This is a genomic window from Intrasporangium sp., assembly GCF_035688975.1.
GTDB lineage: Bacteria > Actinomycetota > Actinomycetes > Actinomycetales > Dermatophilaceae > CALMNV01.
In genome coordinates this window covers 1-23,000 of the sequence record NZ_DASSMH010000103.1, presented here as the reverse complement: position 1 = coordinate 23,000, position 23,000 = coordinate 1, and the positions used below count along the sequence as shown (strand labels likewise).

Here is a 23,000-nt window from a genome sequence, read left to right as displayed (position 1 = left end):
TGCCTCAGCGGGCGGCCGCGTCGAGGCGCTCCCGCGTGGTGCGGTGCCGACCCAGCACGTGTGCCACGGGCGCGACGATGTGCGTGTCGGTCACCTGACTGATCGATCGTTCGAGGCGTTTGCCGATGACCCGCCGCCTCCGCCGCGAGCCCAGGCGCGCCCACCAGCGGGCGAGGGCCGAGAGGACCAGCCCGAGCAGCACCCCGCCGCCCAGCAGGAGCGTCGGCACCGGGACGATGCCCAGCGTGGGGGTATCGGGGCGAGGCAGGGCGAGCAGCCCGACGGCATAGAGCACCCCGAGCCACACCAGCCCCGCCACGGCGGCGAGCCCGAGCACCCACTGCATGAGGTTGGCGACCAGCCACCAGGCGGGCCGGCGAGCCCGGAGCGGAGTGGCCACCACGGCCTGGTCCAGCGCGTCGGACAAATCCCCGCCAGCCGCCGCAGCCGACTCGACGGCCTGGGACCACCGCAGCGGCAGGTCGGCCGAGGCGTCGCGCAGGAAGCCGCGCGTGGCCACGTCGACCGCCGACGCGATGGCCGCGCTGGGGGCCGGGATCGAGGACCGGCCGAGGACGGCGCGCACGTCGGCGCCGGACAGCTCGAGAGGCAAAGCGGCCCGGCGGCTCCCCCGCTCCAGGCGGAGGCGGCGGAGCGGGTCGGCTCCGAAGCGTCGGGTCCAGCGGGTGAAGAGCCAGCCGGTGGAGGCAGCCGCCTCCCGACGGTAGTCCCGGGCCACCGCGTCGAGGACGATCGGCACGCCGGCCGCCCGGCTGAGGGCCGCGTCGAGGTCCCGTCGCGGCAGCGCGTCCGGTCGCGCCTCCCGGTCGGCAACGTCCCCCCGCAGGCGCCGGGCGATGGTCACGACGTCGGCGGCGAGACGCGTGCGGGACGCGGCATGCCCGGCGACCGCGCTGGCCAGACGCTGCTCGAGCGCGGGCACCCCCGCGCCGGTGCGGACCGACGTGGTGAGCACGTCCGCATGGGAGACGCCGTCGACGGCGAGCAGCCTGGCGAGGTCGGCGGCGCACGCCTCCGCGCCCTCGGGTGTCAGGCGGTCCGCCTGGTTGAGCACCGCGAGGGTCACCGCCTCGTGCACCGACAACGCGCGCACGAACTCGTCGTGCAGGCGGGCATCGGCATACTTCTGCGGATCGGTCACCCAGACGAAGACGTCGACGAGCTCGAGGATCCGCTCCGCCTCCTGGCGGTGCGCGGTGACCCGGGAGTCGAAGTCCGGCAGGTCGAGGAGCACGAGCCCGTCGACGGAGTCCTCGGCGGCCTCCTCCGGGACCGGCCCGACGAGATGGCGGGCGTCCACCTGCAGCCAGTCGAGCAGGGGCCCGGCGTCGTTGCCCCCCCAGACCGCGGCCGTCGCCTTCGACGTCGTGGGCCGCCGGGCCCCGATCGTGGCGACCTGCTCGCCCACCAGGGCGTTGAAGAGCGACGACTTCCCGCTACCGGTGGCGCCCGCGAGCGCGACCACGGTGTGGTCCCCGGCGATCGTCAGCCGCTCACGTGCCTTGTCGACGACGCGGCGCGCGGCCGCCACCGCGGCCGGATCGAGCTCGTCGCCCCCGGCGGCAAGGGCCTCGGCGAGCGCGGACGTCCGGTCGTGCAGCTCCTCGGACGACACCACCGGCGCCTTCGCCCGGCCCAGGCGCACGGGACTCATCGAGCGGCCTTGACCGCAGCGGCCGCCGCCGCGATGGCCGCGCCCTGCCCGGCCGGCACCTGTGCGGACGCCACGGCCGCGTCGAAGCGGGCGCGTTCGGCGGCATACACGTCCGCGACGAGGTCGAGCAGGCGTTCGCGGGCCTTGCGGGCCAGCTCACGGACCGCCTGGTCCCCGAAGACGGCCTCGAGCAGCTTCTGGCCGAGGACCGCCGTGCCCCCCGCGATGCCGACCTCGGCCCCCGTGATGCCCGCAGTGCTCGCGAAGGTCACGAGCATGAGCACGACGCCGAGGCCGTTGACGCCGTAGGCCATGATGCGCGCGGTCGTCCTGCGGTCCCTGCCCTCGTCGCGCACCATCTCCAGGATGTCGCCCTGCCAGTCCCGCACGAGCCGCTCGATCCGGCCCCCGACGTCTCCGCTCGACCGGGCGAGGGTGGGGTCGCGCGAGAGGAGCTGCGCGCCGCCGGGCAACGACCGCCACGCCCGCGCGGTGCCCGACGCGGCGAGCTCGGCCCGGTTGGACAGCAGCGCCTGCACCCCCGTCTGGAGGGCCTCACCGAGGTGCTCGGAGGGGGCCGGCTCGCCCCGGAGGAAGGAGGTGACCCGGTCGCGCAGCCGCGACACCGTCGACTCGACCTGCCGGAAGAACTCCCCCGTGCCGACGAACTCCTGCCAGCGGGCGAGGACCTCGCCGCGCAGGAGGGTGCCGTCCTGCACGCCCGCCCGGACCTCGACCAGAGCGTCATCGTATGCCGCGTGCGCCGCTTCGAGCAGCGTCTCGGCGGCCGACTCCTGCTGGGCGGAGGCCGAGGCGAGGACGGCCGCGCGCGCGTCGATGGACTCCAGGGCACCGTGCAGGGTCTGGCGGACGACCGCCGAGCGGGCCGCGGCGTCTCCGGCCAGCGTGCGCAGCCAGCTGCGCAGCCGCTCGGTCTGGTCCGCGGGCAGCAGCCCGTCCTCCAGCCGGGACTCGACCACCGAGAAGATGGGCGCGTCCGCCAGGCCCTGGTCGCGCAGCATCCCCGCGAGGTCGGCACGGATCTCGTCGAGGGCCTCGCCCGGCACACGGTCGAGGACGACGGCGACGGAGGTCCCCCGCTCCGAGGCCTCGCGCAGCAGGTCCCAGGGCACGGCGTCGGCATAGCGCGCAGCCGTCGTCACGAAGATCCACAGGTCCGCCGCGGCGAGGAGCTGGGCGGCCAGGTCCCGGTTGGCGGCCACCACGCTGTCGATGTCCGGGGCGTCGAGCAGCGCGAGACCCGGGTTGACCGCCTCGGTGGAGACGAGGCGCACCGTCCCCGGGCTGCTGACGTCCCCGGCCTCGCCGGTGACGCGGGACAGCCCCGGCAGCACTCGCGGGCCGGAGAACCAGCCGGTGTCGCCGGGATGGCAGATGAGCACCGGTGAGCGGGTCGTCGGGCGCAGCACGCCGGGCTTGGTCACCTCACGTCCGATGAGGGAGTTGACGAGCGTCGACTTCCCGGCGCCGGTCGAGCCTCCGACGACGGCGAGCAGCGGCGCGTCAAGAGACTCCAGCCGTGGGACGACGTAGTCGTCGAGCTGGTCGACGAGCTTGGCCCTCGTGGCCCGGGCGACGTCGACGCCGGGCACCTCGAGCGGCAGGACCGCGGCCCCCAGGGCGTGCCGCAGCTGCCTCACGGCGGCGAGCAGCCGCGCGCTGTGGTCTGCTGCGTGTCCCGGCACGCAGCCATCCTTACCCGTGAAAGTGGCGCGCTCAAACCGGGCGGCCCCGGGGACCGGCGAGCCGTCGCCGGTCCCCGGCATGCCACCGCGCCCCCGGCAGGACTCGAACCTGCGACCAAGAGATTAGAAGGCTCTTGCTCTATCCACTGAGCTACAGGGGCCGCGCGCCGCCGGGGCGCGGTCCCCAGCATAGATGTCGGGGATGCGGCCTCCCTCAGGTGACGGGCGAGCCGAGGAAGTTGCGCCGGTGCGCCGTGATGGCCGCGAGGAGCACGTTCTCCCGCTCCACGGCCTCCCGCTCGGCAGTGCCGTGGACGAGCCGCGCCCGCAGCAGGGCCAGGTCGCTCGCGCTGTCCTGGAACGCGCTCATGGACCGCTTGGCCGCCGGCCCGCCGTAGGCGCGGGCCCAGGCACGCGCAGCCCGACGAGCGCGCAGGTGGCTGAGCATCGCCACCTCGCTGTGGGTGAGCCAGCCGGCGTCGGCATACGGCGAGAGGTGCTGCCCGATGAGCCGGCCCTCACGCCGTCGCAACCACACCAGGAACGCGAGGAAGGCGAGGAAGAGCGGCACCTGGTAGCTGACGTAGGCCTGGAGGAAGCCGTCGACTCCGGCCAGCGCGGTGAGGTTCCAGCCGCCGTGGAGCACCATGGCGACGACCCAGCCGGCGGCCACGGCGAGGACCCGGACGCCGGGCCGGCGGGCCGACACCGCGATCCCGATCCCGATCCCGATGCACGAGGTGAACAGAGGGTGCGCGAAGGGTCCGAGGATGCCGCGGAGCACGAACGTCGCGGTGAGGCCCTCGTTGCCGTATGCCGTGAAGGCGCTCCCGAGGTAGACGACGTTCTCGCTGAAGGCGAAGCCTGCGCCGATGAGCCCGGCGTAGACGACGCCGTCGACGATGCCGTCGAACTCGCGGCGACGCCAGAGGTAGATCAGCAGCACGCCGAGACCCTTGAACGTCTCCTCGGTCACGGGGGCGAGGTAGACCGCGCCGGTCGACATCGGGTCCGTCCACTGCGCCAACGCGAGCATCCGCAAGCCGGCCGTGTTGAGGAAGAACGCCACGACGACCGCGACGAGGGCCCCCCACAGGAAGGCGAACAGCAGGTAGCCGGGCGGCTCTGCCTCGTAGCGGTCGAGCCACAGGTAGGTGGGCACGATGACGAGCAGGGGGATGACCGCCATGAGGGCACTGAGCACGATCGTCTGGCCGGTGAGGCCCTGCTCGAGGATGCCGAGGAGCAGCAGGAGGCACACGAGGAAGAGCGAGGAGACGACGCCGACGGTCAGGACCCCGCGCAGCATCGGCCGGCGCGTGGGGTTGGGCACCGGGTTCCACTCCTGCCCGGGATCTCTCGTGCGGACGTCCCCTGAGGTCATGACAGGCAGGGTAGTCCAGCGCTCCGACAGCGGCCGCGGGGCAGACTGCGGCGACGGCCGCCGCTCGGCCGAGCCACCGCCCGCCAACGCCTATGGTGGTCCGGTGAGCGAGACGACCTCCCGGTCCACGACGGACCGCATCATCTGGATCGACTGCGAGATGACGGGGCTGTCGCTGCAGCGGGACGCGCTCATCGAGATCGCCGCGCTCGTGACCGACTTCGAGCTCAACCAGCTCGGTGACGGCCTGGAGGTGGTGATCGCCCCGCCCACCGAGGCCCTCGAGCAGATGGACGACTTCGTGCGCACGATGCACACGACCTCCGGGCTGCTCGAGGAGCTTCCCGCCGGTGTGACCCTGGAGGAGGCCCAGCGCCAGGTCCTCGACTACGTGCGCACCTTCGTGCCGGAGCCGCGCAAGGCGCCCCTGGGCGGCAACTCCGTCGGCACGGACCGAGCCTTCCTCGCGCGGGACATGGGCGAGCTCGAGGCATACCTGCACTACCGCGTCATCGACGTCTCCTCGATCAAGGAGCTGTCGCGGCGGTGGTATCCCCGCGTCTACTACAACGCGCCGAAGAAGGCGGGCGGCCACCGCGCGCTGGCCGACATCCGCGAGTCGATCGCGGAGCTGCGCTACTACCGCGAGGCGGTCTTCGTCCCCCAGCCCGGCCCGGACAGCGCGACGGCCAAGAGCCTGGCCCAGGCGCACGTCCTGGAGTTCTGAGTCCTCGCCGGCCGTCGGGGCCCACAGCCTCGTGGCCGGCACCCTCGGCGGGGGCACCGGCCACGACGCTCCCTGACATGCAGGGACCCGGGTGAGTGACGGGACTCGAACCCGCGACCACCTGGACCACAACCAGGTGCTCTACCAGCTGAGCTACACCCACCGTGACTGTGCCGGGCGAGCCCTGCGGGCGCCCGGCGAATCAGCGTCGCCAATCGTACCTGCTGTCAAAGGGTGCTCGTGACCACGCCCCCCCCAACATGGGGGATGACGGCATACGGCGTGGCGAGTGCAATGGGAGAGGCGCGGCTTCGCGCCGCCCCCCACGTCGAGAGGGTTGGTCCACATGCGAGCTCACAGCCTCGCTCCTCGCGCTCTGGCAACGGCTCTGGCGATCTGCGCGACGGCAGGGTCGGGGCCGCTGGTGTCGGCCCGTGCTGACGAAGGCAGGGTCTTCGTGCCCACCGCGGTCGTGAACGCCGATCACACGGTCACTCTCCCGCTGCACCACGGCCGTTCCGGCGGAACCGACGTGTGGTTCGTCGTCACCGAGGCGTCCGACTCGAACCACGCGTCGGCGTGGGGCAGCTCGGTCTCGCAGAAGCTGGCCAACGCCAAGGGCACGGCGGCGGTCCAGCGGGTGTCGGTCGAGCGGGACGGCACCATCGTCTTCCCCCACACCGTGGACTTCTCGCCCACCCACGTCCTCGCGCCGGGCCCCACCGGCTTCCCGCCCTCGGCCGCGGCTCCCGGCGCGGTGGGTGAGCCGGGCTACAGCCCGCTCGTCGAACTGCCCGACGGGGCGGTCCTCAACGCGCCCCAGCTCGCCAACGGCACCGGCGCGGCCGACAAGGTGGTCGCGATCGCCGCCAACCACCGGACGGTGCGATACACGCTCACAGACGGCTTCGCCCGGGGCAACCCCGTGGTGTACATGTCGACCGAGGCCTCCGACGCCGGTGCCGCCGCCATCGAGGACGTGACCTTCGCCCCGGCTCTCAATGCCGCCCCGGCACCCGGCGAAGACGGGACAGACTCGGCGCGGGCGACCCTCGCCGCGTTCACGAACGGCCCCACGGGGGCGGCCAACCCGCAGCGACAGGGCCTCAACTCGGCCCTGCTCGGCGAGGGTGACCCGCTCAACGTGCTGGCGTGGACGCCGAACCAGGGCCGGTACAGCCCTCTGTGGGACGTCCATCTCAGCAGGTGGGCGCCGGGCGTGCGTCCGACACGTCAGACGGAGGTCGCCAGGATCGCGGACCTCGCTGACCAGGGCCAGATCCTGGGCTTCCCCAGCGGACCGTGGCGGCCGAGCAACTTCATCGTCAACTGCCCGATCATCGCCCAGAGGTAGGCCGCGGCCGCCACCCGGAGTATGCCGGGGCGGCCACTTCGACGAAGGCCCAGTCGCCACCGCCGACGGCCGTGGGGCCGGTGGGCGGCCCGTTGACGGTCACGCGCACCTCGTGGGGAGGTGCGACGCAGGTGACGGATCGTGAGCGCATCGGTGGCCTCGTCGCCTTCGTGCTCGTGCTTTTGCTCTTCGTGCTGGATGGGGTGCCGGCGCTCGTCAGATGGCGCCGTCGCGAGCGCCGGGACCGGGCCATTGCCTGATTTTGTGCCGACCGGGCCTGCTGCTAACGTTTCCCCTCGTCGCGCCGCTAGCTCAATTGGCAGAGCAAGTGACTCTTAATCACTGGGTTCGGGGTTCGAGTCCCTGGCGGCGCACTGGCGCACCAAGAGGCCTCCCGCCGAGCGGGAGGCCTCTTCGCTTGTCGGTGGCCGGGCGGGTCAGCGGCGTCGGCGGCGGACGAGGACCACGACGGCGACCAGCGCCACCGCGGCGACGACTGCTCCACCCACCCGCTCGACCCGCACGTCGCCGTCCGGCGTGCGGATCGCCGCGTCGAGCCGCGCCTTGAGCCGCTGCTTCTGGCGCTCCACGATGACCGCCGGCTGCGCCCGGTAGGCGAGTTCGTTGACGGTGCTCTCGAGTCGCGCCCGGGCTGCGCGGATGTCCTGTTCGACCGCCGCGGTGGACGTCGTCTGCGTCATGTCAGTTCCTTTCGAGGTCTGGCCCGACTGTAGTCGGTCGGCCCACCAGTGGTCGGCGCAGCGGTCAGCCGGCGATGCCGAGGTCGCGTCGCAGCTTGGCGACGTGGCCGGTCGCCTTGACGTTGTACATGGCGTGCGTGAGGACACCGTCCTCGTCGATGACGAAGGTCGAGCGGATGACGCCCTGCACGGCCTTGCCGTAGAGCTTCTTCTCACCGAAGGCGCCGTATGCCGTGTGCACCGAGAGGTCCTCGTCGGACAGGAGCCGGATCGTCAGGTCGTCGCGGTCGCGGAACTTCGCTAGCTTCGCCGGGGTGTCCTTGGAGATGCCGACCACCTCGTAGCCGTCGCCGCGCAGCGACTCGAGCGACTCGGAGAAGTCACAGGCCTGGGTCGTGCACCCGGGGGTCATCGCGGCCGGGTAGAAGTAGACGACGACCTTGCGGCCCCGGAAGTCCGACAGGGACACCGTCTGGCCCGTGTCGTCGGTCAGGCTGAAGTCGGGGGCCGGGGTCCCCGGTTCGAGGCGTGCGGTCACGGGCTGCTCCTTGGCTCTGGTCGACTGGGTCTGGTGTCGTGCGGACGGCGGGACTCGAACCCGCACGCCGGGGCACAGGAACCTAAATCCTGCGTGTCTACCAGTTCCACCACGTCCGCGCGGCCCCCACTGTAGTTGCGTGGTCGAGGCGCGGACGATCGAGGTAGCTGTTCCGGCACCAGACGCCGGAGAACCTCCCCGATCGATCGTCAAGCCCACCGCCGGGTCCGCGGCCCGTCACTGGACCGTCACTGGACCGTCACTGCCACCGTGTGCAGGCCGGCTCACTCGACCGTCACGGGCACCGTGTGCAGGCCGGTGGCGCCGTCCGGGGCGGGCGGCGCCTCGGCGGTGATCTGCTGTCGCCCGGTCCCGTCCGTGGCCCGCACGCGAAGCAGGTGGCTGCCGTGCGGCGCGTCCCACTCGTAGACCCACTGGCGCCACGCGTCGCTGGAGGCGTCCACGGCCAGCCGCGCCGGCTGCCACGGGCCCTCGTCGACGGACACCTCGACCGCCGAGATGCCGCGGTGCTGGGCCCAAGCCACCCCGGCCACGGCGACGCGGCCCGCAGGGACGGTGGCCCCCGCCCGCGGCACGTCGATCCGTGAGGCGGTCTTGATCGGCCCACGGGCCGACCAGCCACGCGGCGTCCAGTAGCCGACGTCCTTGGCGAACGTCGTCACCTTCAGCCCGGTCACCCACTTCGTCGCGGACACGTAGCCGTAGAGCCCGGGGACGACGAGGCGCACGGGGAAGCCGTGCTCGAAGGGCAGCGGCTCGCCGTTCATCCGCACGGCAAGCAGCGCATTGCGGTCGTCGGTGAGGACGTCGAGGGGCGTTCCGCACGTCCACCCGTCGGAGCTCGTCTGCAGCACCATGTCCGCGCCGGCCAGCGGACGCGCCATGGCGAGCAGCTCGCGCACCGGCCACCCCGTCCACACCGCGTTGCCGGCGAGGTCGCCGCCGACCTCGTTGGAGACGCACGTCAGGGTCACGAGGGCCTCGCGCATCGGCTCGCGCTGCAGGGTCGCCCAGTCAATCTCCACCTCCCGCTCGACCAGCCCGGTGACCCTGAGCCGCCACTCCCGGGCGTCGAGCCGCGGCACGACGAGCGCCGTGTCGATGCGATAGAAGGCGTCGTTGGGGACCACGTACGGCGTCGCCCCCGGCACCTTGAGGTCGGCGCCCACCGGGATCGTGAGCGGCGTGGCGACGGCGGGGGCGGGTGCCGCGGCCCGGGAGGCGACCGCCGCCGCCGACGTGCCGCCGAGGAGAGTGCCGACGTATGCCGCCGTGCCGCCGACCGCCCCACCGAGCACCCAGCGTCTGCTCGGGCCAGCGTCAGCCGATGCCGTGGAGCGGCCGGCCCGCTGGTGGGACCGCTGCAGGAACCACAGGCCGACCACGGTGCCGACCAGGGTAGGCACCACGTCGACCGGCGCGGCGCCGGGACGGGACAGGACCGCGAGCATGCCGACCGCGCCGACGACGGCATACGCGACCAGGGCGGGGCGCAGTCGCCGCCCGGCCAGCAGGCCGACTCCGGCACAGACGACGGCGAGCAGGACCACCGTGCCGACGAGCAGGGCCCGCTTGTCGTTGGTACCGAACGCGGCGATGGCCAGGTCCTTGAGCCAGGGCGGTGTCCGGTCGATGAACGCGCCGCCGACCGCCGCGACGGGCGCCGGCTGCCCACCGGCGAGACCCAGCCGGTCGAGCACGGCCCCCAGCAGGGTCGCGAGGCCGACGGTCAGCACGCCGGCCACGAGTCCGTCGACGGCCGCGGGCCACTGCGACCGTCGCCGGACGGGCGCCGCGGTGTCGACGGCGTGGCTCACGGTCTCAGGTGCTCCTCGATGCGCGGGGCGAGCGCCCGGAAGGCGAGCGCCCGGTGGGACATCCCATTCTTCTCCTCTGCGGCATACTCCGCGAGGGTCCGCTGGGAGCCGTCCGGCCGGAAGACGGGGTCGTAGCCGAACCCGCCCGCCCCGCGCGGCTCGCGGGCCACCGTGCCCGGAAGCCGGCCGAGCTCGACCTCCCGCGTGCCGTCGGGCAGGGCGAGGGCGGCAGCGCAGACGAAGGCCGCGGCGCGGTGCTCGTCCCGCACCTCGGCGAGCTGGGCCAGGAGGAGCTCGAGGTTGGCGCGGTCCCCCCTGCCGCCAGACCACCGGGCGCTGAAGATGCCCGGCGCGCCCCCGAGCACGTCGACGCTGATGCCCGAGTCGTCGGCGAGGGCCGGGAGCCCGGTGAACTCGGCGGCCGACACCGCCTTGAGCAGCGCGTTCTCCTCGAAGGTCACCCCGTCCTCGACGACGTCCGGCGCGTCGGGGTAGTCGTCGAGCCCGACGATCTCCAGCTGGAGCGCGTCACACACGTCGGCGAGGATGACCCGCAGCTCCGCGACCTTGTGGGCGTTCCGGGTGGCGAGGACGACCCTGCGGTGCGTCGGCGCGGCGGTCACGCCACCTCCTCCTGGGCGAGCGCCTCGCGCTGGTGGCGCGTGAGGTCCGCGCAGCCCTTTGCGGCGAGCTCGAGCAGCTCGTCGAGGAGCGCGCGGTCGAAGGGCTGCCCCTCGGCGGTGCCCTGCACCTCGATGAACCGCCCGTCGCCCGTCATGACGACGTTCATGTCGGTCCCGGCCGTGGAGTCCTCGGGGTAGTCGAGGTCGAGCACGGCGCGCCCCCCGACGACGCCGACGGACACGGCGGCCACCGACCCCGTGAGCGGCTGCGCCTTCGGGGCGAGCAGGCCCTTGGTGCGCGCGTCCTCGATGGCGTCGACGAGCGCGACGTAGGCCCCGGTGATGGCGGCCGTGCGGGTGCCGCCGTCGGCCTGCAACACGTCGCAGTCGAGGACGATGGTGTTCTCGCCGAGGGCCTTGGTGTCGATGACGGCGCGCAGGCTACGGCCGATGAGGCGGGAGATCTCATGGGTCCGGCCGCCGATGCGGCCCTTCACACTCTCGCGGTCGGAGCGGGTGTTCGTCGCGCGAGGAAGCATGGCGTACTCGGCCGTGACCCATCCCGTGCCCTTGCCCTTGAGCCAGCGGGGCACCCCCGCGGTGAAGGAGGCGGCGCACAGCACCCGGGTGCGGCCGAACTCAACGAGGACGCTGCCCTCGGCGTGGTCGAGCCAGTTGCGCGTGAGACGCACCTGCCGGGTCTCGTCGGGGGCACGACCGTCGTGGCGCTCGAAGCTCATGGGGGAAGGCTAACCAAGGCCCTCCCTCCCCTTGTCGAGTGGCCACTTTCGCGCGGGCTCGTGCGCACCAAAGTGGCCACTCGACCTGCGGGAGGGCGCACCAAAGTGGCCACTCGACCGGGGCTAGACCGAGTAGGTGCGCCCCGGCTCGGCCAGCTCCACGGTTCCCGGCCACACGGTCTCGGCCTGGGCGCGGCAGACCTGCGGGTCGTTCCACGCCGGGAGGTGCGTCAGCATGAGGCGATCCACCCCGCCGGCCGCCAGGGCCGCGGTCGCGGCCCGGCTGCCGCTCAGGTGGATGCCGCGCGCCTCGTCCCGGCCGTCGACGAAGGCGCAGTCGGCCAGTGCGAGGTGAGCACCCGTCAGCAGCGCGGTCAGCGAGTCGCACGAGTCGGTGTCGCCGGTGTAGGCGAGCACCCGCCCGTGTGCCTCGACGCGGAAGCCGTAGGTCTCCACGGGGTGGCTCACCCGCACGGGCGTGATGGTGAACGGGCCCACGTGGAGCGGACGCCGGTCGGCGAGCACGCCGAAGCGGAAGACCGCCGCGAGCTCCTCGGGCGCGACGTCACCATAGGCCCGGGCGAGGTGCGCCGCGGTCGCCGGAGGGCCGTGCATCGGCAGCGGACCCCTGCCCGACCCGCCGGGGAGGTACTTGAGCATGACGTAGAGCCCACAGACGTCGATGCAGTGGTCGACGTGCAGGTGGCTGAGCAGCACCGCGTCGACGGCAGGGGGCGCGATGTGCCGCTGCAGCGGGCCCAGCGCCCCGCTGCCGAGATCGAGCACGATGCTCCATGTGCGCCCCTCGTGCTCGGCCCGGACGAGATAGCTCGACGCCGGCGACTCGGGCCCGGCGAACGAGCCGGAGCACCCCACGATCGTCACATCCACGAGACCGAGGGTAGGTGCCGCCGCCGACGGTGGGGGCGTTCGACCGACGTCGCCCGTGTCACGTCTCCGGCGTCACGTCCCCGAGGCACGCCGCGGGGGTCACGTGCCGGGGTCGCCCCCCGCGTCCGGGTCCTCACCCATGACGGCATACGTCAGGGTCTCCTGGAGCCAGGTCAGGAAGTCGTACCACGCCATGGCGTAGCCGAGGGGGTCGTCGTCGGACACCGTGGCCATCGCCTCGTGCAGCGCCGCGGCGTCCTCCTCGGTCCGCATCCCCATCCGCTCGCCGAGCAGCAGGCGCACGTCGGTGAGGGCCATGAGGAAGGCGGCGACCTCCGCCTCCCCGAGCACGACCCGGTCGCCGTATGCCGCCGCCAGCCGCCCCAGCGCGAGGTCGAGGTTGCCGCTCTTGCGTTGGCGCAGCCCCTCCTCCGTGAGACGGCGGAACTCGTCCGCCACCTGCTCGTCGCCGCGGTGTGCCGAGGGCAGCAGCCGGTCGAGGGCAGGGTCGCGCTCCTCGGCGGCGGCCCGCTCCTCCTCCGGCGCCTGGTCCTCGGCGGCGAGCGAGACGCCCATCGAGGCCACGAGGTCGTCGAAGGCGTCGCCCGTCGCCTCGCGCTCGGGCGCGAGCAGACGCCTCGTCTGCTCCATGAGCCCGGCGAGCATGGCCCGCTCGGTGTCGTCGAGCACCGCCACGAAGCGGTCTCCCTCCCGCACGAAGGCGCGGCCCATCACGTGTCCTTCTCGAAGGTCGCCCAGAGGCCGTATCCCTGCAGCGCCTCGACGTCGCGCTCCATCGACTCCCGGGGACCGTTGGACACGACGGCCCGGCCCTTCTCGTGCACGTCCAGCATGAGCCGCTCCGCCTTGGTCCGCGGGTAGCCGAAGTAGGACTCGAAGACCCACGTCACGTAGGACATGAGGTTGACCGGGTCGTTCCACACGATGGTGACCCACGGCACGTCCGGTGCGGCGACATCCTGCGGGGCGGTCACCTCCTCCTCCACCGGGGCCAGCGACAGCAGGGGGGCGGGCATCACCCGTCCACCCTAGTGCGGCCCCCACCCGCCACCACCGGTCGCCCTACGCTGGTCATCGTGACCGCAACCCCTCCGGCGCCCCGTCCGGCGCCGCCTCCTGCGCCCCGTCCGGCGTCCGATCCAGCGTCCGATCCCGGGCCCCGCAGCCCGAGCACGGCGCTGCTGACCGACCACTACGAGCTGACGATGCTGCAGGCCGCCCTCGCCAGTGGGGAGGCCGACCGGCGCTGCGTCTTCGAGGCGTTCAGCCGACGGCTCCCCGATGGCCGCCGCTACGGGGTGGTGGGCGGCACGGGCCGCCTCCTCGAGGCGCTCGAGAGCTTCCGCTTCGGGGAGGACGAGCTCGCCTTCCTCGCCGAGCGCGAGGTCGTCAACCAGACGACGCTCGACTACCTCGCCGACTACCGCTTCACCGGCGACATCACCGGCTATGCCGAGGGCGAGGTCTACTTCCCCCAGTCCCCCGTGCTGCTCGTCGAGTCGAGCTTCGCCGAGGGCGTCCTGCTCGAGACCCTCATCCTGTCGATCCTCAACCACGACACGGCGATCGTGTCCGCCGCGTCGCGCATGACGTGCGCCGCCGGCGAGCGACCGTGCATCGAGATGGGCTCGCGGCGCACCCACGAGGAGTCGGCCGTGGCCGCGGCGCGGGCGGCCTACATCGCCGGCTTCGCCGCCACGAGCAACCTCGAGGCCGGGCGACGCTACGGCGTGCCGACGACAGGGACGGCCGCGCACGCCTTCACGCTGCTCTACGACTCGGAGCGGGAGGCCTTCACGGCGCAGGTCAACTCCTTGGGCAAGGGCACGACGCTGCTGGTCGACACGTTCGACGTGCGCGCGGCCGTGGACCTCGCGCTCGAGATCGCCGGCCCGCAGCTGGGCGCCGTCCGGCTCGACTCGGGCGACCTGCTCATCCAGGCGCAGGAGGTGCGCGCCCAGCTCGACGCGGCGGGCAACCGGGACACCCGCATCATCGTCACCTCCGACCTCGACGAGCACGCTATCGCCGCCCTCGCCGCCGGTCCCGTGAGCGGCTACGGCGTCGGCACGGCCCTCGTCACCGGGTCCGGCGCGCCCACCGCCTCGATGGTCTACAAGCTCGTCCAGCGCGAGGGCTCCTCCGGCGAGATGGAGGACGTGGCCAAGGAGAGCAAGGACAAGAAGACCATGGGCGGGCGCAAGTGGGCCATGCGCCGGCTCTCGGACGCCGGAATAGCGCAGGCCGAGATCGTCGGCATCGGGGAGCCGCCGACGAGCGACGGCAACGACCGCCCGCTCATGGTGGAGCTCGTGCGGCGCGGCGAGGTCGTCGACCACCAGGACATCGCGAGGGCCCGTGCCCGTCACGCCGCGTCTCGTGCCGAGCTGCCCCGCGCAGCGACCCAGCTCTCTCGTGGGGAGCCAGTCATCCCAACCGTCTTCGTGGAGGCTTGAGTCATGAGCATGCAGCCCAAGGACCGTCGCGCCCTCATCATCGTCGACGTGCAGAACGACTTCTGCGAGGGCGGGTCGCTCGCCGTCGCGGGAGGCGCCGAGGTCGCCCGGGCGATCAGCGCCCACGTCACCGCGCACGTCGCCGACTACGACCACGTCGTCGCCACGCAGGACTGGCACGTCGACCCCGGCGAGCACTTCTCCAGCGACCCGGACTACGTGCGCAGCTGGCCGGTGCACTGCGTGGCCGACAGCGACGGTGCCGACTTCCACCTGCACCTGGCCCGGGCCGTGGACGACATCGAGGTGGTCTTCCGCAAGGGCGAGCACGCCGCCGCCTACAGCGGATTCGAAGGCCGGGGCGACGACGAGGGGCACTCGACCCTCGCGGCCTGGCTCCACGGGCGTGGCGTGAGCCGGGTCGACGTCGTCGGGATCGCGACCGACCACTGCGTGCGGGCGACGGCGCTGGACGCGGCGCGCGAGGGGTTCGACACGACCGTGCTGCTCGACCTCACCGCCGGCGTGTCCCGGGAGACGACCGAGCAGGCGCTGCTCGACCTGACCGAGGCGGGCGTGCGCCTCGAGGGCGCCGTGGCGCACCACTGACCGCCCCGTCGAACCGATGCCCATCCACGGCCACGCCGCAGGCCTCTTCACGGGGCTCGTCGACGACGCCGCCGTCTTCCCGCCGGGGCTCGCCCCTCTGGACCGCGCGGTGCGAGAGCACCTCGACAACCGCGACGGCCCGTATGCCGCATGCGTCGGCACGCTGCTCGTGCCGCACACCGCGGCGGCGGAGCTCGCGGGGCTCGCCGCTCGAGACGAGCGCACGGCGGGCGCGCCCATGCGCGTGGCGATCGTGGCGCGTCCGGGCACTCCCCTCGAGCCGGTCGCCGCCGCGTTCGGGGCGCTCGACGGCCGGCCCGGCGTCGAGGTCGTGTCCGCGGAGCTCGGCTGGCACCCCGGCTGGCGAGCGGCCCTCGACCTCGGCGTGCCGCTCGTCCTGGAGGTGGGCACCGGAGCCGACCAGCGCCGCGCTCTCGACGACCTCGCGCACGCGGGCCCGGGCCGGGTCAGGGCGAAGTTCCGCACGGGGGCTACGCCCACATGGCCCCGGCCCGACGAGGCGACGCTCGCCGAGTTCGTCGTCGGGGCCGTGCGGCGCGGCCGGCCGTTCAAGCTCACCGGCGGCCTGCACCACGCGACGCGCGACGACGACCAGGCCACACCGCAGCACGGCCTGCTCAACGTGCTCCTCGCGACGCACGAGGCCATCGAGGGCGCAGCGTCCCGTGAGGTCGCCGGCGTGCTGCGTCAGACCAGCGCCGAGCTGCTCGTCGACCGGGTGACCGGCCTCGCGCCTGAGCAGGCCCGGCGCATCCGGGCCAGCTTCACGGCATACGGCTGCTGCGGTGTCCTCGACCCGCTCCGCGAGCTGGCCGCCCTCGGGCTGCTCGACTGACGCCGCTGCGGCGGCGGTCAGGCCTGGCGTCGCGGCTGCTTGCCCTGCACCACCTGGGTCCCGGCGATCTTGTCGTGCAGGGCCTGCCGCTTGACGTCCCAGAGCGGCCACAGCCCGTCGAGGAGCGCGATGAGGCCGTAGATGCTCGAGAAGAAGGGGATCAGCTGGAGGGCCGGCAGCAGGCGCCGGCGCACGGCCGTGGGGAGGTCGAGCGGGCCGGGCCGGTCCGCGCGGCGGACGCTGATCTTCGTCGCGAGCTTGCCGACCGTCTGGCCCGTCGTCGTCCAGCACGCGATGGCGTAGACGGAGGCGGTCAGGTAGGTCACGAGTCCGGCGAGGAAGACCGGCCCGGCGGCCGAGGCCACGGCGTCCTGCATCATCGTCGGGTTCTGGCGCTCGAAGGCCGTCATGACCTCCTCGATCATCCGGCGGTAGCCCGGCACGAGCAGCTGCGTCAGGAGCCCCGCGACCACCGAGATGAGGATGCCGTCGAGGATCCAGGCGCCGAACCGGCGACCCCACGAGGCGAGCGGCACGCCGTCGGCCGTCGTGGCCCCGGCCTGCATCCAGCTCGCGCTCTGCGGCGCCTGCGGATACTGGGGGTACTGGGAGTACTGCTGGTGCTGGGACGGGTTCTGGCCCTGCCAGCCTCCCGACGGCGCAGACGGCACCGGCCGGTCGTCACCGGCATACGGCGCCTCCGGGCCGGTGGCGCCCGGAGGCTGCTGCGGCAGGCCGATCGTCGACTGCGACAGCGTCGGCGACTTCTTCGGCGCGGTGTGGTTGGTCCACGTCACGCCGTCCCAGTAGCGGAGGTTCTCGGGGTTGCTCGGGTCGTCGTACCACCCGGAGGGCTGCTGGCTCATGCTCCCACTCTGCCACGGGCGCGCCCGTGCCTCCGGCCCGGTGCATGTGCACCTGGCAGGTCGGAGCGAGGACGTGCGGACGCCGATCCGGCGGTGGAAGGGAGGCCCCCTGCGGGAACTGACGACCCGGGACGTCCCCTTCGAGCGAGATCGCCTGTCTATACAGGGATCTCGGGGTGCGCGTAGGCTTTTCACACCTATCGGAACCCCTTGGCAGGAAGCCAGATCGGGGAAGGGCGCCGCCGAGCACTGGTCCGACCAAGGCATGTTCTCGATGCTCACCCAGTTGGGCCTCATGCCTGCGCCGGCCCCGACGACGTCCTAGGAGGCCCCGACGACGTCCTAGGAGGCCACTCCACGGACGACGGACGGGGCCCATCGGAGACGGCGGCCCATCGGGGACGGCACAGGCGGCGTCCGGCGGCGACGGCGCAGGCGGGGTCAGAGGTTGCCCCGCTTGGCTTGCTCCCGCTCGATCGACTCGAAGAGCGCCTTGAAGTTGCCCTTGCCGAAGCCCAGCGAGCCGTGCCGCTCGATCACCTCGAAGAAGACGGTGGGCCGGTCCCCGAGCGGCTTGGTGAAGATCTGGAGCAGGTAGCCATCCTCGTCGCGGTCCACGAGGATCCTGCGGCTCTTGAGCTCCTCGATGGGGACCCGCACCTGCCCGATCCGGGCCCGTAGCTGCGGGTCGTCGTAGTAGGAGTCCGGGGTGTCGAGGAACTCCACGCCCTCGGCGCGCAGGGCGTCGACGGTCGCGAGGATGTCGTTCGTCGCGAGGGCGAGGTGCTGGGCCCCCGGGCCTCGGTAGAACTCGAGGTACTCGTCGATCTGGCTCTTCTTCCGGGCGATGGCCGGCTCGTTGAGCGGGAACTTGACCCGGTGGTTGCCGTTGGCGACGACCTTGCTCATGAGGGCCGAGTAGTCGGTCGCGATGTCGTCGCCGATGAACTCCGCCAGGTTCACGAAGCCCATCACCTTGTTGTAGAAGCGAACCCACTCGTCCATCTTGCCGAGCTCGACGTTGCCGACGACGTGGTCGAGGGCCTGGAAGAGGCGCGTCGGCGCGCCGGGTCGCCTGACGAAGGTCGATGCGGCGGCCACGTAGCCGGGCAGGTAGGGACCGGCATACGTCCGGCCGTCGACGGTGCGCTGGACGAGGCTGTGGCGGGTCTCGCCGTAGGTGGCGATCGCGGCGACCCGCACGGTGCCGTGCTCGTCGCTGAGCTCGTGCGGCTCCTCGAGCACCGTGGCGCCGGCCCGCCGGGCCTGGGCGATGCACCGGTCGACGTCGGGCACCTCGAGCGCGATGTCGACGACGCCGTCGCCGTGCCTGCGGTGGTGCTCGACGAGGGGGCTGTCCGGCGAGACGGCTCCGGTGACGACGAAGCGAACCCCCCCGCTCCTCAGCACGAACGCCTTGGAGTCACGGTTGCCCTGCTCCGGGCCCGAGTAGGCGACGAGCTCCATGCCCCACGCGCTCTGGTAGTAGTGCGCCGCCTGGGTGGCGTTGCCGACGACGAAGACGACGGCGTCCCAGCCGGTGACGGGGAAGACGTCGGCCTGCTCGTCGTAGTCGACGAGCCCGACGAGCTGCCTCAGCTGCTCGAGGTCGAGGTGGGCCTCGCGCTCCTGGGCGGTGAGGGTGAGGGCCGGCTGCGGCATGGTGTCGGTCATGTCCGCGACTCTGCGCCACCGCGACACGGTGGTCAACCGTCCTGCTCCAGGGTGCACACCGTGCACAAAGTGTTGACCGTATGCCGCCGAACTCTGGACACTGTGCCCATGACGACGACGGCTGGTGGCGTGGACGAGCTGGACCGGCGCATCCTGCGGCTGTTCCTGGAGCAGCCCGGAGTCGGCGTCCTCGGCGCGTCCCGTCGGCTGGGCGTCGCCCGCGGCACCCTGCAGGCCCGCCTCGACCGGCTCGTCGCCCGGGGCGTCATCCGGTCTTTCGCGCCGCAGCTCGACCCCGCCGCGCTCGGCTACCCGGTGACGGCCTTCTGCACCCTCGAGATCCGCCAGGGCCGCGGCCACGGCCCCGTCGTCGAGCACCTCTCGGCGATCCCCGAGGTCCTCGAGGCACACACCATCACCGGCTCGGGCGACCTGCTCATCCGGGTCGTGGCCCGGGACAACGCCGACCTGCAGCGAGTCATCGACGAGGTCGTCGACGACTCGCACGTCATCCGGGCCGCGACCGCGATCTCCCTCGTCACCCGCATCGAGCACCGCACGCTCCCCCTCGTCACGGCATGACCGGCATACCCGCTGGCCGTCTCGTCGCCACCGGCATACCGCTGCCGTTGCGGGGGTAACACGACACAGTGGGCACGCCGCCGAGGTGACCGACCGCGCCTCTCTGCGGCCCGGTCCCAGCCGTCGACCCGAGGAGCACCCGCCGTGGACGCCAACCCCTACCTGCCCCGCCCCGACGTCGAGCTCACCCACCCCGAGTGGAGCAAGCACGCGACGATCTACCAGATCAACCAGCGGCACTTCACGCCGGAGGGCACGTTCCGCGCCGCGGAGGCGCACCTGCCCCGGCTGCGCGACCTCGGCGTCGACATCCTCTGGCTCATGCCCGTCAACCCCATCGGCGAGCAGAACCGCAAGGGGGTGCTCGGGAGCCAGTACGCCGTGAAGGACTACTTCGCGGTCAACCCGGAGTTCGGCGACCTCGAGGACCTGCGGCACTTCGTGGCGGCGGCGCACGAGCATGGGCTGCACGTCATCCTCGACTGGGTTGCCAACCACACCGCGTGGGACAACGTCCTCGTCACCGAGCACCCGGAGTGGTACGCCCGGGACTGGAAGGGCGACTTCCGGCCGACGCCGTGGTGGGACTGGGACGACATCATCGACCTCGACTACTCGCACCCGGAGCTGCGGGAGTACATGACCGAGGCGATGAAGTACTGGGTGCGCGAGGCGGACGTCGACGGATACCGCTGCGACGTGGCGGGATTCGTGCCGGTCGACTTCTGGGAGAACGCGCGGCGTGAGCTCGACGCGATCAAGCCGGTCTTCCTCCTCGCGGAGTGGGAGGCCCGCGACCTGCACACGCGGGCCTTCGACATGACGTACGCGTGGAGCTGGAACGAGACGATGCACCGCATCGCGCAGGGCGAGGCCGACGTGGAGGCCCTGAAGGTCTACTACGCGTGGAACGACCGGTCGTGGCAGCGCGACGCGTTCCGGATGATGTTCGTCAGCAACCACGACAAGAACGCGTGGGAGGGCACGGAGTACGAGCAGTTCGGAGACGCGCTCGATGCCGCCATCGTGCTGTCCGTCGTCGGCGAGGGGCTGCCGCTGATCTACAACGGGCAGGAGGCCGGCCTCGACCGGCGGCTCGTCTTCTTCGACAAGGACGAGATCGAGTGGCGCGAGCACGAGCAGGGCGAGCTCTACCGGCGGCTCTTCGCGCTGAAGAAGGCGCACCGGGCGCTGTGGAACGGCGCGTGGGGCGGCCGGATGGTGCGCGTGCCGAACTCCGACGAGAAGGCGGTGCTCAGCTTCGTGCGGGAGCAGGAGGGCGACAAGGTCTTCGCCGCCTTCAACTTCTCGCCACAGGGGCAGACGGTCAGGCTGACGGACGGCCCGCACGCCGGCGACTACCGTGACGCCTTCTCGGGCGAGGCGGTGTCGCTGTCGGAGGAGGAGTCGCTGACCCTGCCGCCATGGGGCTACCGGGTCCTCACCCGCTGACCCCCTCCCAGACAACTGCGGGGCTGGGTATCGCTATCACGACACCTGCCCTCCCAGACAACTGCGGGGCTGGGTATCGCTATGACGACACCTGGGCCCGCAGTTGTCGGGGACTCAGCAGTTGTCTGGAACTCAGCGGCGGCCGACGAGCCAGAGGCGGATCGTGTCGATCCGGGCGCCGACCTGCTCCGAGGAGGCCGCGGCGAGATCCGGTCCGCCGCACGTCCGGCGCAGGTCCACGTGCACGGTGGCGTGCGGGACGCCCTTCTGCCGGGCGTATGCCGCGACGAGCCGGTTGAGCTCCTTGCGCTGGGCTGCGAGCGCCCGGTGCGTCGCCACCGCGCCCACCGCGGTCACCTCGGCGGTCGGCTTCGGTGCCTTGCGCACCTGCTTGGTCTGCCGTTCGCGCAGCAGGCTCGCGACCTGGTCCGGCTCCAGGAGGCCGGGCAGCCCGAGGTACTCCTCCTCGTCCGCCGAGCCCACCTGGGCGTGCATGCCGAACTGCTGGGCGTCGAAGAGCACGTGGTCGAAGTGGGCGTCGGAGCCCAGCGCCTCGAAGCGCCCGTCGTCGAGCCCCACGGCCGGAGCCTCGCGGTTGGCCGCGTCGATGAGCGACTGCTCCTCGGCCCACACCTGTGCCACGTCGTCGGGGTTGGGCTTGCGGTCGAGGGCGTGGTCGCGTTGCTCCTCCAGCCGTGCCGCGTGGTCGAGGATCACCGGCACCGAGGGCAGGAACACCGAGGCGGTCTCCCCGCGCCGCCTGGCCCGGACGAAGCGGCCCACCGCCTGGGCGAAGAAGAGCGGCGTCGACGTCGAGGTGGCATAGACGCCGACGCAGAGGCGTGGCACGTCGACGCCCTCGGAGACCATCCGCACGGCGACCATCCACCGCGACGTGCCTTCGGCGAACTCCTCGATGCGCTTCGAGGCGCCGGCGTCGTCGGAGAGCACGACGGTGGGCCGATCCCCCGTGACGGAGGTGAGGATCGCGGCGTACGCGCGCGCCTGGGTCTGGTTGGAGGCGATGACAAGGCCGGCGGCGTCCTCGACGTGGCGGCGCACCTCGCTGAGGCGACGGTCGGCGGCGGCGAGGACCGCGGGAACCCACTCCCCCTTGGGGTCGAGGGCGGTCCGCCAGGCCGAGGCGACCGCGTCCTTGGTCATCGGCTCACCGAGCCGCGCCTCGAGCTCGTCGCCCGCCTTGGTGCGCCACCGCATGCTGCCGCCGTAGGCGAGGAAGAGGACCGGCCGCACGACCCCGTCGCGCAGCGCCTCCGCGTAGCCGTAGGTGTAGTCGCTCGAGCTGACGAGCGTGCCCTCGGCGTCGAGCTCGTAGCGCACGAACGGGATGGGCGAGGTGTCCGACCGGAACGGCGTGCCCGTCAGCGACAGGCGCCGGGCGGCGCCCTCGAAGGCCTCCCGTATGCCGTCGCCCCACGACTTGCTGTCGCCGCCGTGGTGGATCTCGTCGAGGATCACGAGGGTGCGCCGCGCCAGGGTCAGCTCCCGGTGCAGCGCCGGCCGCGCGGCGACCTGCGCGTAGGTGACCGCGACGCCGTGGTAGTCCTCGCTGTGCCGCCCGACGCTGTTGCTGAAGCTCGGGTCGAGGCTGATCCCGACCCGCCCGGCCGCATCGGCCCACTGGGTCTTGAGGTGCTCGGTGGGCGCCACGACGGTGACCCGCTGCACGACACCGGCCGAGAGCAGCTCGGTCGCCACGCGCAGGGCGTAGGTCGTCTTGCCGGCTCCCGGGGTGGCCACGGCGAGGAAGTCGCGCGGCTGCTGCTCCAGGTATGCCGTGAGCGCCGCCTGCTGCCAGGCGCGCAACTTTGAAGCGGTGCCCCACGCCGCCCGCTCCGGGAACGCAGGAGGCAGGGGGAACGCGGCACCGGAACTCATAGGCTCCCTACCGTAGCCGCTGCGACGAGGCGCACCGGTCAGGTGCCCGCATCGAGCAACGGACAGTTCCGCGTCTCCGCTGCCCCGCGTGAGGGCTCGTTGTCTCGTGCGCAAAAGGTAAATGTTTGGTCAAAACAGCCCTTTCCGGTCGCGGTGGTGTGATTGTTCGGGGTGAGGCGGCTCGTCAGGGGTCCGCCCGCAGACCTGAGGAGTCGGTCGTGGCACGTCGACCCTTGTTCAGGTCATCGGTGCGCAGGCGGGTGGCGGCGCTGTGTTCGGCTGCTGTCGTCGCCGCGGGCCTGAGCGTGGCGGTGTCTGCGCCGGCGCAGGCGGTGGCCCTGTCGCCGGCGTTGGTGGGGCCGCGGCCGAACGCGACCCGGGTGGACGTGCGGGTCGGGGACCGCGTGG

At 72.6% G+C, this 23,000-nt stretch carries 23 protein-coding genes and 4 tRNA genes; 10 read left to right on the top strand and 17 right to left on the bottom strand.

The window, feature by feature from the left end:
- Window positions 1-4 precede the first annotated feature (4 nt).
- The 4 genes from VFJ94_RS10935 to VFJ94_RS10920 form a co-directional block, all read right to left on the bottom strand.
- Entirely contained in the window at window positions 5-1,675 is a 1,671-nt protein-coding gene (locus tag VFJ94_RS10935) for a GTPase (protein ID WP_325004238.1), read from the bottom strand.
- Entirely contained in the window at window positions 1,672-3,381 is a 1,710-nt protein-coding gene (locus VFJ94_RS10930; protein WP_325004237.1) for an ABC transporter, read from the bottom strand. Before VFJ94_RS10930 ends, VFJ94_RS10935 begins: the two co-directional genes overlap by 4 nt.
- Before the next feature lie 88 nt (window positions 3,382-3,469).
- Window positions 3,470-3,542, bottom strand: a tRNA-Arg gene (locus tag VFJ94_RS10925).
- 53 nt (window positions 3,543-3,595) lie between these two features.
- Entirely contained in the window at window positions 3,596-4,765 is a 1,170-nt protein-coding gene (locus VFJ94_RS10920) for a PrsW family intramembrane metalloprotease (RefSeq protein ID WP_325004236.1), read from the bottom strand.
- A 103-nt stretch (window positions 4,766-4,868) separates the two neighbouring features.
- On the opposite strand from VFJ94_RS10920, the gene orn reads away from it, so the two are divergent.
- Window positions 4,869-5,492, top strand: a complete 624-nt coding sequence (gene orn, locus VFJ94_RS10915; protein ID WP_325004235.1) for an oligoribonuclease — start codon at window positions 4,869-4,871, stop codon at window positions 5,490-5,492.
- A 90-nt stretch (window positions 5,493-5,582) separates the two neighbouring features.
- On the opposite strand, the gene VFJ94_RS10910 is transcribed toward orn, so the two are convergent.
- Window positions 5,583-5,655 (bottom strand) — tRNA-His (locus VFJ94_RS10910).
- 294 nt (window positions 5,656-5,949) lie between these two features.
- Here VFJ94_RS10910 and VFJ94_RS10905 point away from each other — a divergent pair.
- From VFJ94_RS10905 to VFJ94_RS10895, 3 genes are all read left to right on the top strand, one after another.
- Window positions 5,950-6,846: a hypothetical protein gene (locus tag VFJ94_RS10905; RefSeq protein ID WP_325004234.1), complete on the top strand. Its 897-nt coding sequence runs from the start codon at window positions 5,950-5,952 to the stop codon at window positions 6,844-6,846.
- A gap of 131 nt (window positions 6,847-6,977) precedes the next feature.
- Entirely contained in the window at window positions 6,978-7,106 is a 129-nt protein-coding gene (locus tag VFJ94_RS10900) for a hypothetical protein (protein WP_325004233.1), read from the top strand.
- Between the two features lie 41 nt (window positions 7,107-7,147).
- A tRNA-Lys gene (locus VFJ94_RS10895) sits at window positions 7,148-7,220 on the top strand.
- A gap of 63 nt (window positions 7,221-7,283) precedes the next feature.
- On the opposite strand, the gene VFJ94_RS10890 is transcribed toward VFJ94_RS10895, so the two are convergent.
- From VFJ94_RS10890 to clpS, 9 genes are all read right to left on the bottom strand, one after another.
- Window positions 7,284-7,547 (bottom strand): DUF3618 domain-containing protein, encoded by a 264-nt coding sequence (locus tag VFJ94_RS10890; RefSeq protein ID WP_325004232.1) that lies wholly within the window; start codon window positions 7,545-7,547, stop codon window positions 7,284-7,286.
- A gap of 64 nt (window positions 7,548-7,611) precedes the next feature.
- Complete coding sequence (gene bcp / locus VFJ94_RS10885; RefSeq protein ID WP_325004231.1) at window positions 7,612-8,085, bottom strand: thioredoxin-dependent thiol peroxidase; 474 nt, start codon at window positions 8,083-8,085, stop codon at window positions 7,612-7,614.
- 39 nt (window positions 8,086-8,124) lie between these two features.
- Window positions 8,125-8,204 (bottom strand) — tRNA-Leu (locus tag VFJ94_RS10880).
- Window positions 8,205-8,369: 165 nt separating this feature from the next.
- Complete coding sequence (locus tag VFJ94_RS10875; protein WP_325004230.1) at window positions 8,370-9,923, bottom strand: molybdopterin-dependent oxidoreductase; 1,554 nt, start codon at window positions 9,921-9,923, stop codon at window positions 8,370-8,372.
- Complete coding sequence (rdgB, locus tag VFJ94_RS10870; RefSeq protein ID WP_325004229.1) at window positions 9,920-10,546, bottom strand: RdgB/HAM1 family non-canonical purine NTP pyrophosphatase; 627 nt, start codon at window positions 10,544-10,546, stop codon at window positions 9,920-9,922. The genes VFJ94_RS10875 and rdgB overlap by 4 nt, the downstream gene beginning before the upstream one ends.
- The gene (gene rph / locus VFJ94_RS10865) at window positions 10,543-11,286 is read right to left on the bottom strand and encodes a ribonuclease PH (protein ID WP_325004228.1); all 744 of its coding nucleotides are present in this window, start codon (window positions 11,284-11,286) and stop codon (window positions 10,543-10,545) included. Before rph ends, rdgB begins: the two co-directional genes overlap by 4 nt.
- 123 nt (window positions 11,287-11,409) lie before the next feature.
- Window positions 11,410-12,177 carry an MBL fold metallo-hydrolase gene (locus tag VFJ94_RS10860; RefSeq protein WP_325004227.1) on the bottom strand — a complete coding sequence of 256 codons (768 nt, stop codon included), beginning with the start codon at window positions 12,175-12,177 and terminating at the stop codon, window positions 11,410-11,412.
- 99 nt (window positions 12,178-12,276) lie between these two features.
- Window positions 12,277-12,909 (bottom strand): DUF2017 domain-containing protein, encoded by a 633-nt coding sequence (locus tag VFJ94_RS10855; RefSeq protein ID WP_325004226.1) that lies wholly within the window; start codon window positions 12,907-12,909, stop codon window positions 12,277-12,279.
- Entirely contained in the window at window positions 12,909-13,214 is a 306-nt protein-coding gene (clpS, locus tag VFJ94_RS10850) for an ATP-dependent Clp protease adapter ClpS (RefSeq protein ID WP_325004246.1), read from the bottom strand. The genes VFJ94_RS10855 and clpS overlap by 1 nt, the downstream gene beginning before the upstream one ends.
- A 60-nt stretch (window positions 13,215-13,274) precedes the next feature.
- Here clpS and VFJ94_RS10845 point away from each other — a divergent pair, with 60 nt between their 5' ends.
- The 3 genes from VFJ94_RS10845 to VFJ94_RS10835 are packed head-to-tail and all read left to right on the top strand — an operon-like array spanning window position 13,275 to window position 16,119.
- The gene (locus VFJ94_RS10845) at window positions 13,275-14,654 is read left to right on the top strand and encodes a nicotinate phosphoribosyltransferase (protein WP_325004225.1); all 1,380 of its coding nucleotides are present in this window, start codon (window positions 13,275-13,277) and stop codon (window positions 14,652-14,654) included.
- 3 nt (window positions 14,655-14,657) lie between these two features.
- Window positions 14,658-15,263: an isochorismatase family protein gene (locus tag VFJ94_RS10840; protein WP_325004224.1), complete on the top strand. Its 606-nt coding sequence runs from the start codon at window positions 14,658-14,660 to the stop codon at window positions 15,261-15,263.
- 16 nt (window positions 15,264-15,279) lie between these two features.
- Window positions 15,280-16,119, top strand: coding sequence for a hypothetical protein (locus VFJ94_RS10835; protein WP_325004223.1), 840 nt, complete (start codon window positions 15,280-15,282; stop codon window positions 16,117-16,119).
- 17 nt (window positions 16,120-16,136) lie between these two features.
- Here the strand turns inward: VFJ94_RS10835 and VFJ94_RS10830 are convergent, their stop codons facing one another.
- The gene (locus VFJ94_RS10830; protein WP_325004222.1) at window positions 16,137-16,985 is read right to left on the bottom strand and encodes an RDD family protein; all 849 of its coding nucleotides are present in this window, start codon (window positions 16,983-16,985) and stop codon (window positions 16,137-16,139) included.
- Window positions 16,986-17,426: 441 nt separating this feature from the next.
- On the bottom strand, window positions 17,427-18,659 hold the full coding sequence (hppD, locus tag VFJ94_RS10825) for a 4-hydroxyphenylpyruvate dioxygenase (RefSeq protein WP_325004221.1): 1,233 nt from the start codon (window positions 18,657-18,659) through the stop codon (window positions 17,427-17,429).
- 108 nt (window positions 18,660-18,767) lie between these two features.
- Between hppD and VFJ94_RS10820 the strand changes: the two genes are divergently transcribed.
- Together VFJ94_RS10820 and VFJ94_RS10815 are read left to right on the top strand one after the other, a co-directional pair.
- Window positions 18,768-19,241 (top strand): Lrp/AsnC family transcriptional regulator, encoded by a 474-nt coding sequence (locus VFJ94_RS10820; protein ID WP_325004220.1) that lies wholly within the window; start codon window positions 18,768-18,770, stop codon window positions 19,239-19,241.
- A 144-nt stretch (window positions 19,242-19,385) separates the two neighbouring features.
- A complete protein-coding gene (locus VFJ94_RS10815; RefSeq protein WP_325004219.1) occupies window positions 19,386-20,693 on the top strand; it encodes an alpha-amylase family glycosyl hydrolase in 1,308 nt (435 codons plus the stop codon).
- A 132-nt stretch (window positions 20,694-20,825) separates the two neighbouring features.
- Here the strand turns inward: VFJ94_RS10815 and VFJ94_RS10810 are convergent, their stop codons facing one another.
- Window positions 20,826-22,592, bottom strand: coding sequence for a DEAD/DEAH box helicase (locus tag VFJ94_RS10810; RefSeq protein ID WP_325004218.1), 1,767 nt, complete (start codon window positions 22,590-22,592; stop codon window positions 20,826-20,828).
- A 218-nt stretch (window positions 22,593-22,810) separates the two neighbouring features.
- Here VFJ94_RS10810 and VFJ94_RS10805 point away from each other — a divergent pair.
- The coding region (locus VFJ94_RS10805; protein ID WP_325004217.1) for a hypothetical protein at window positions 22,811-23,000 on the top strand (190 nt) is incomplete at its 3' end.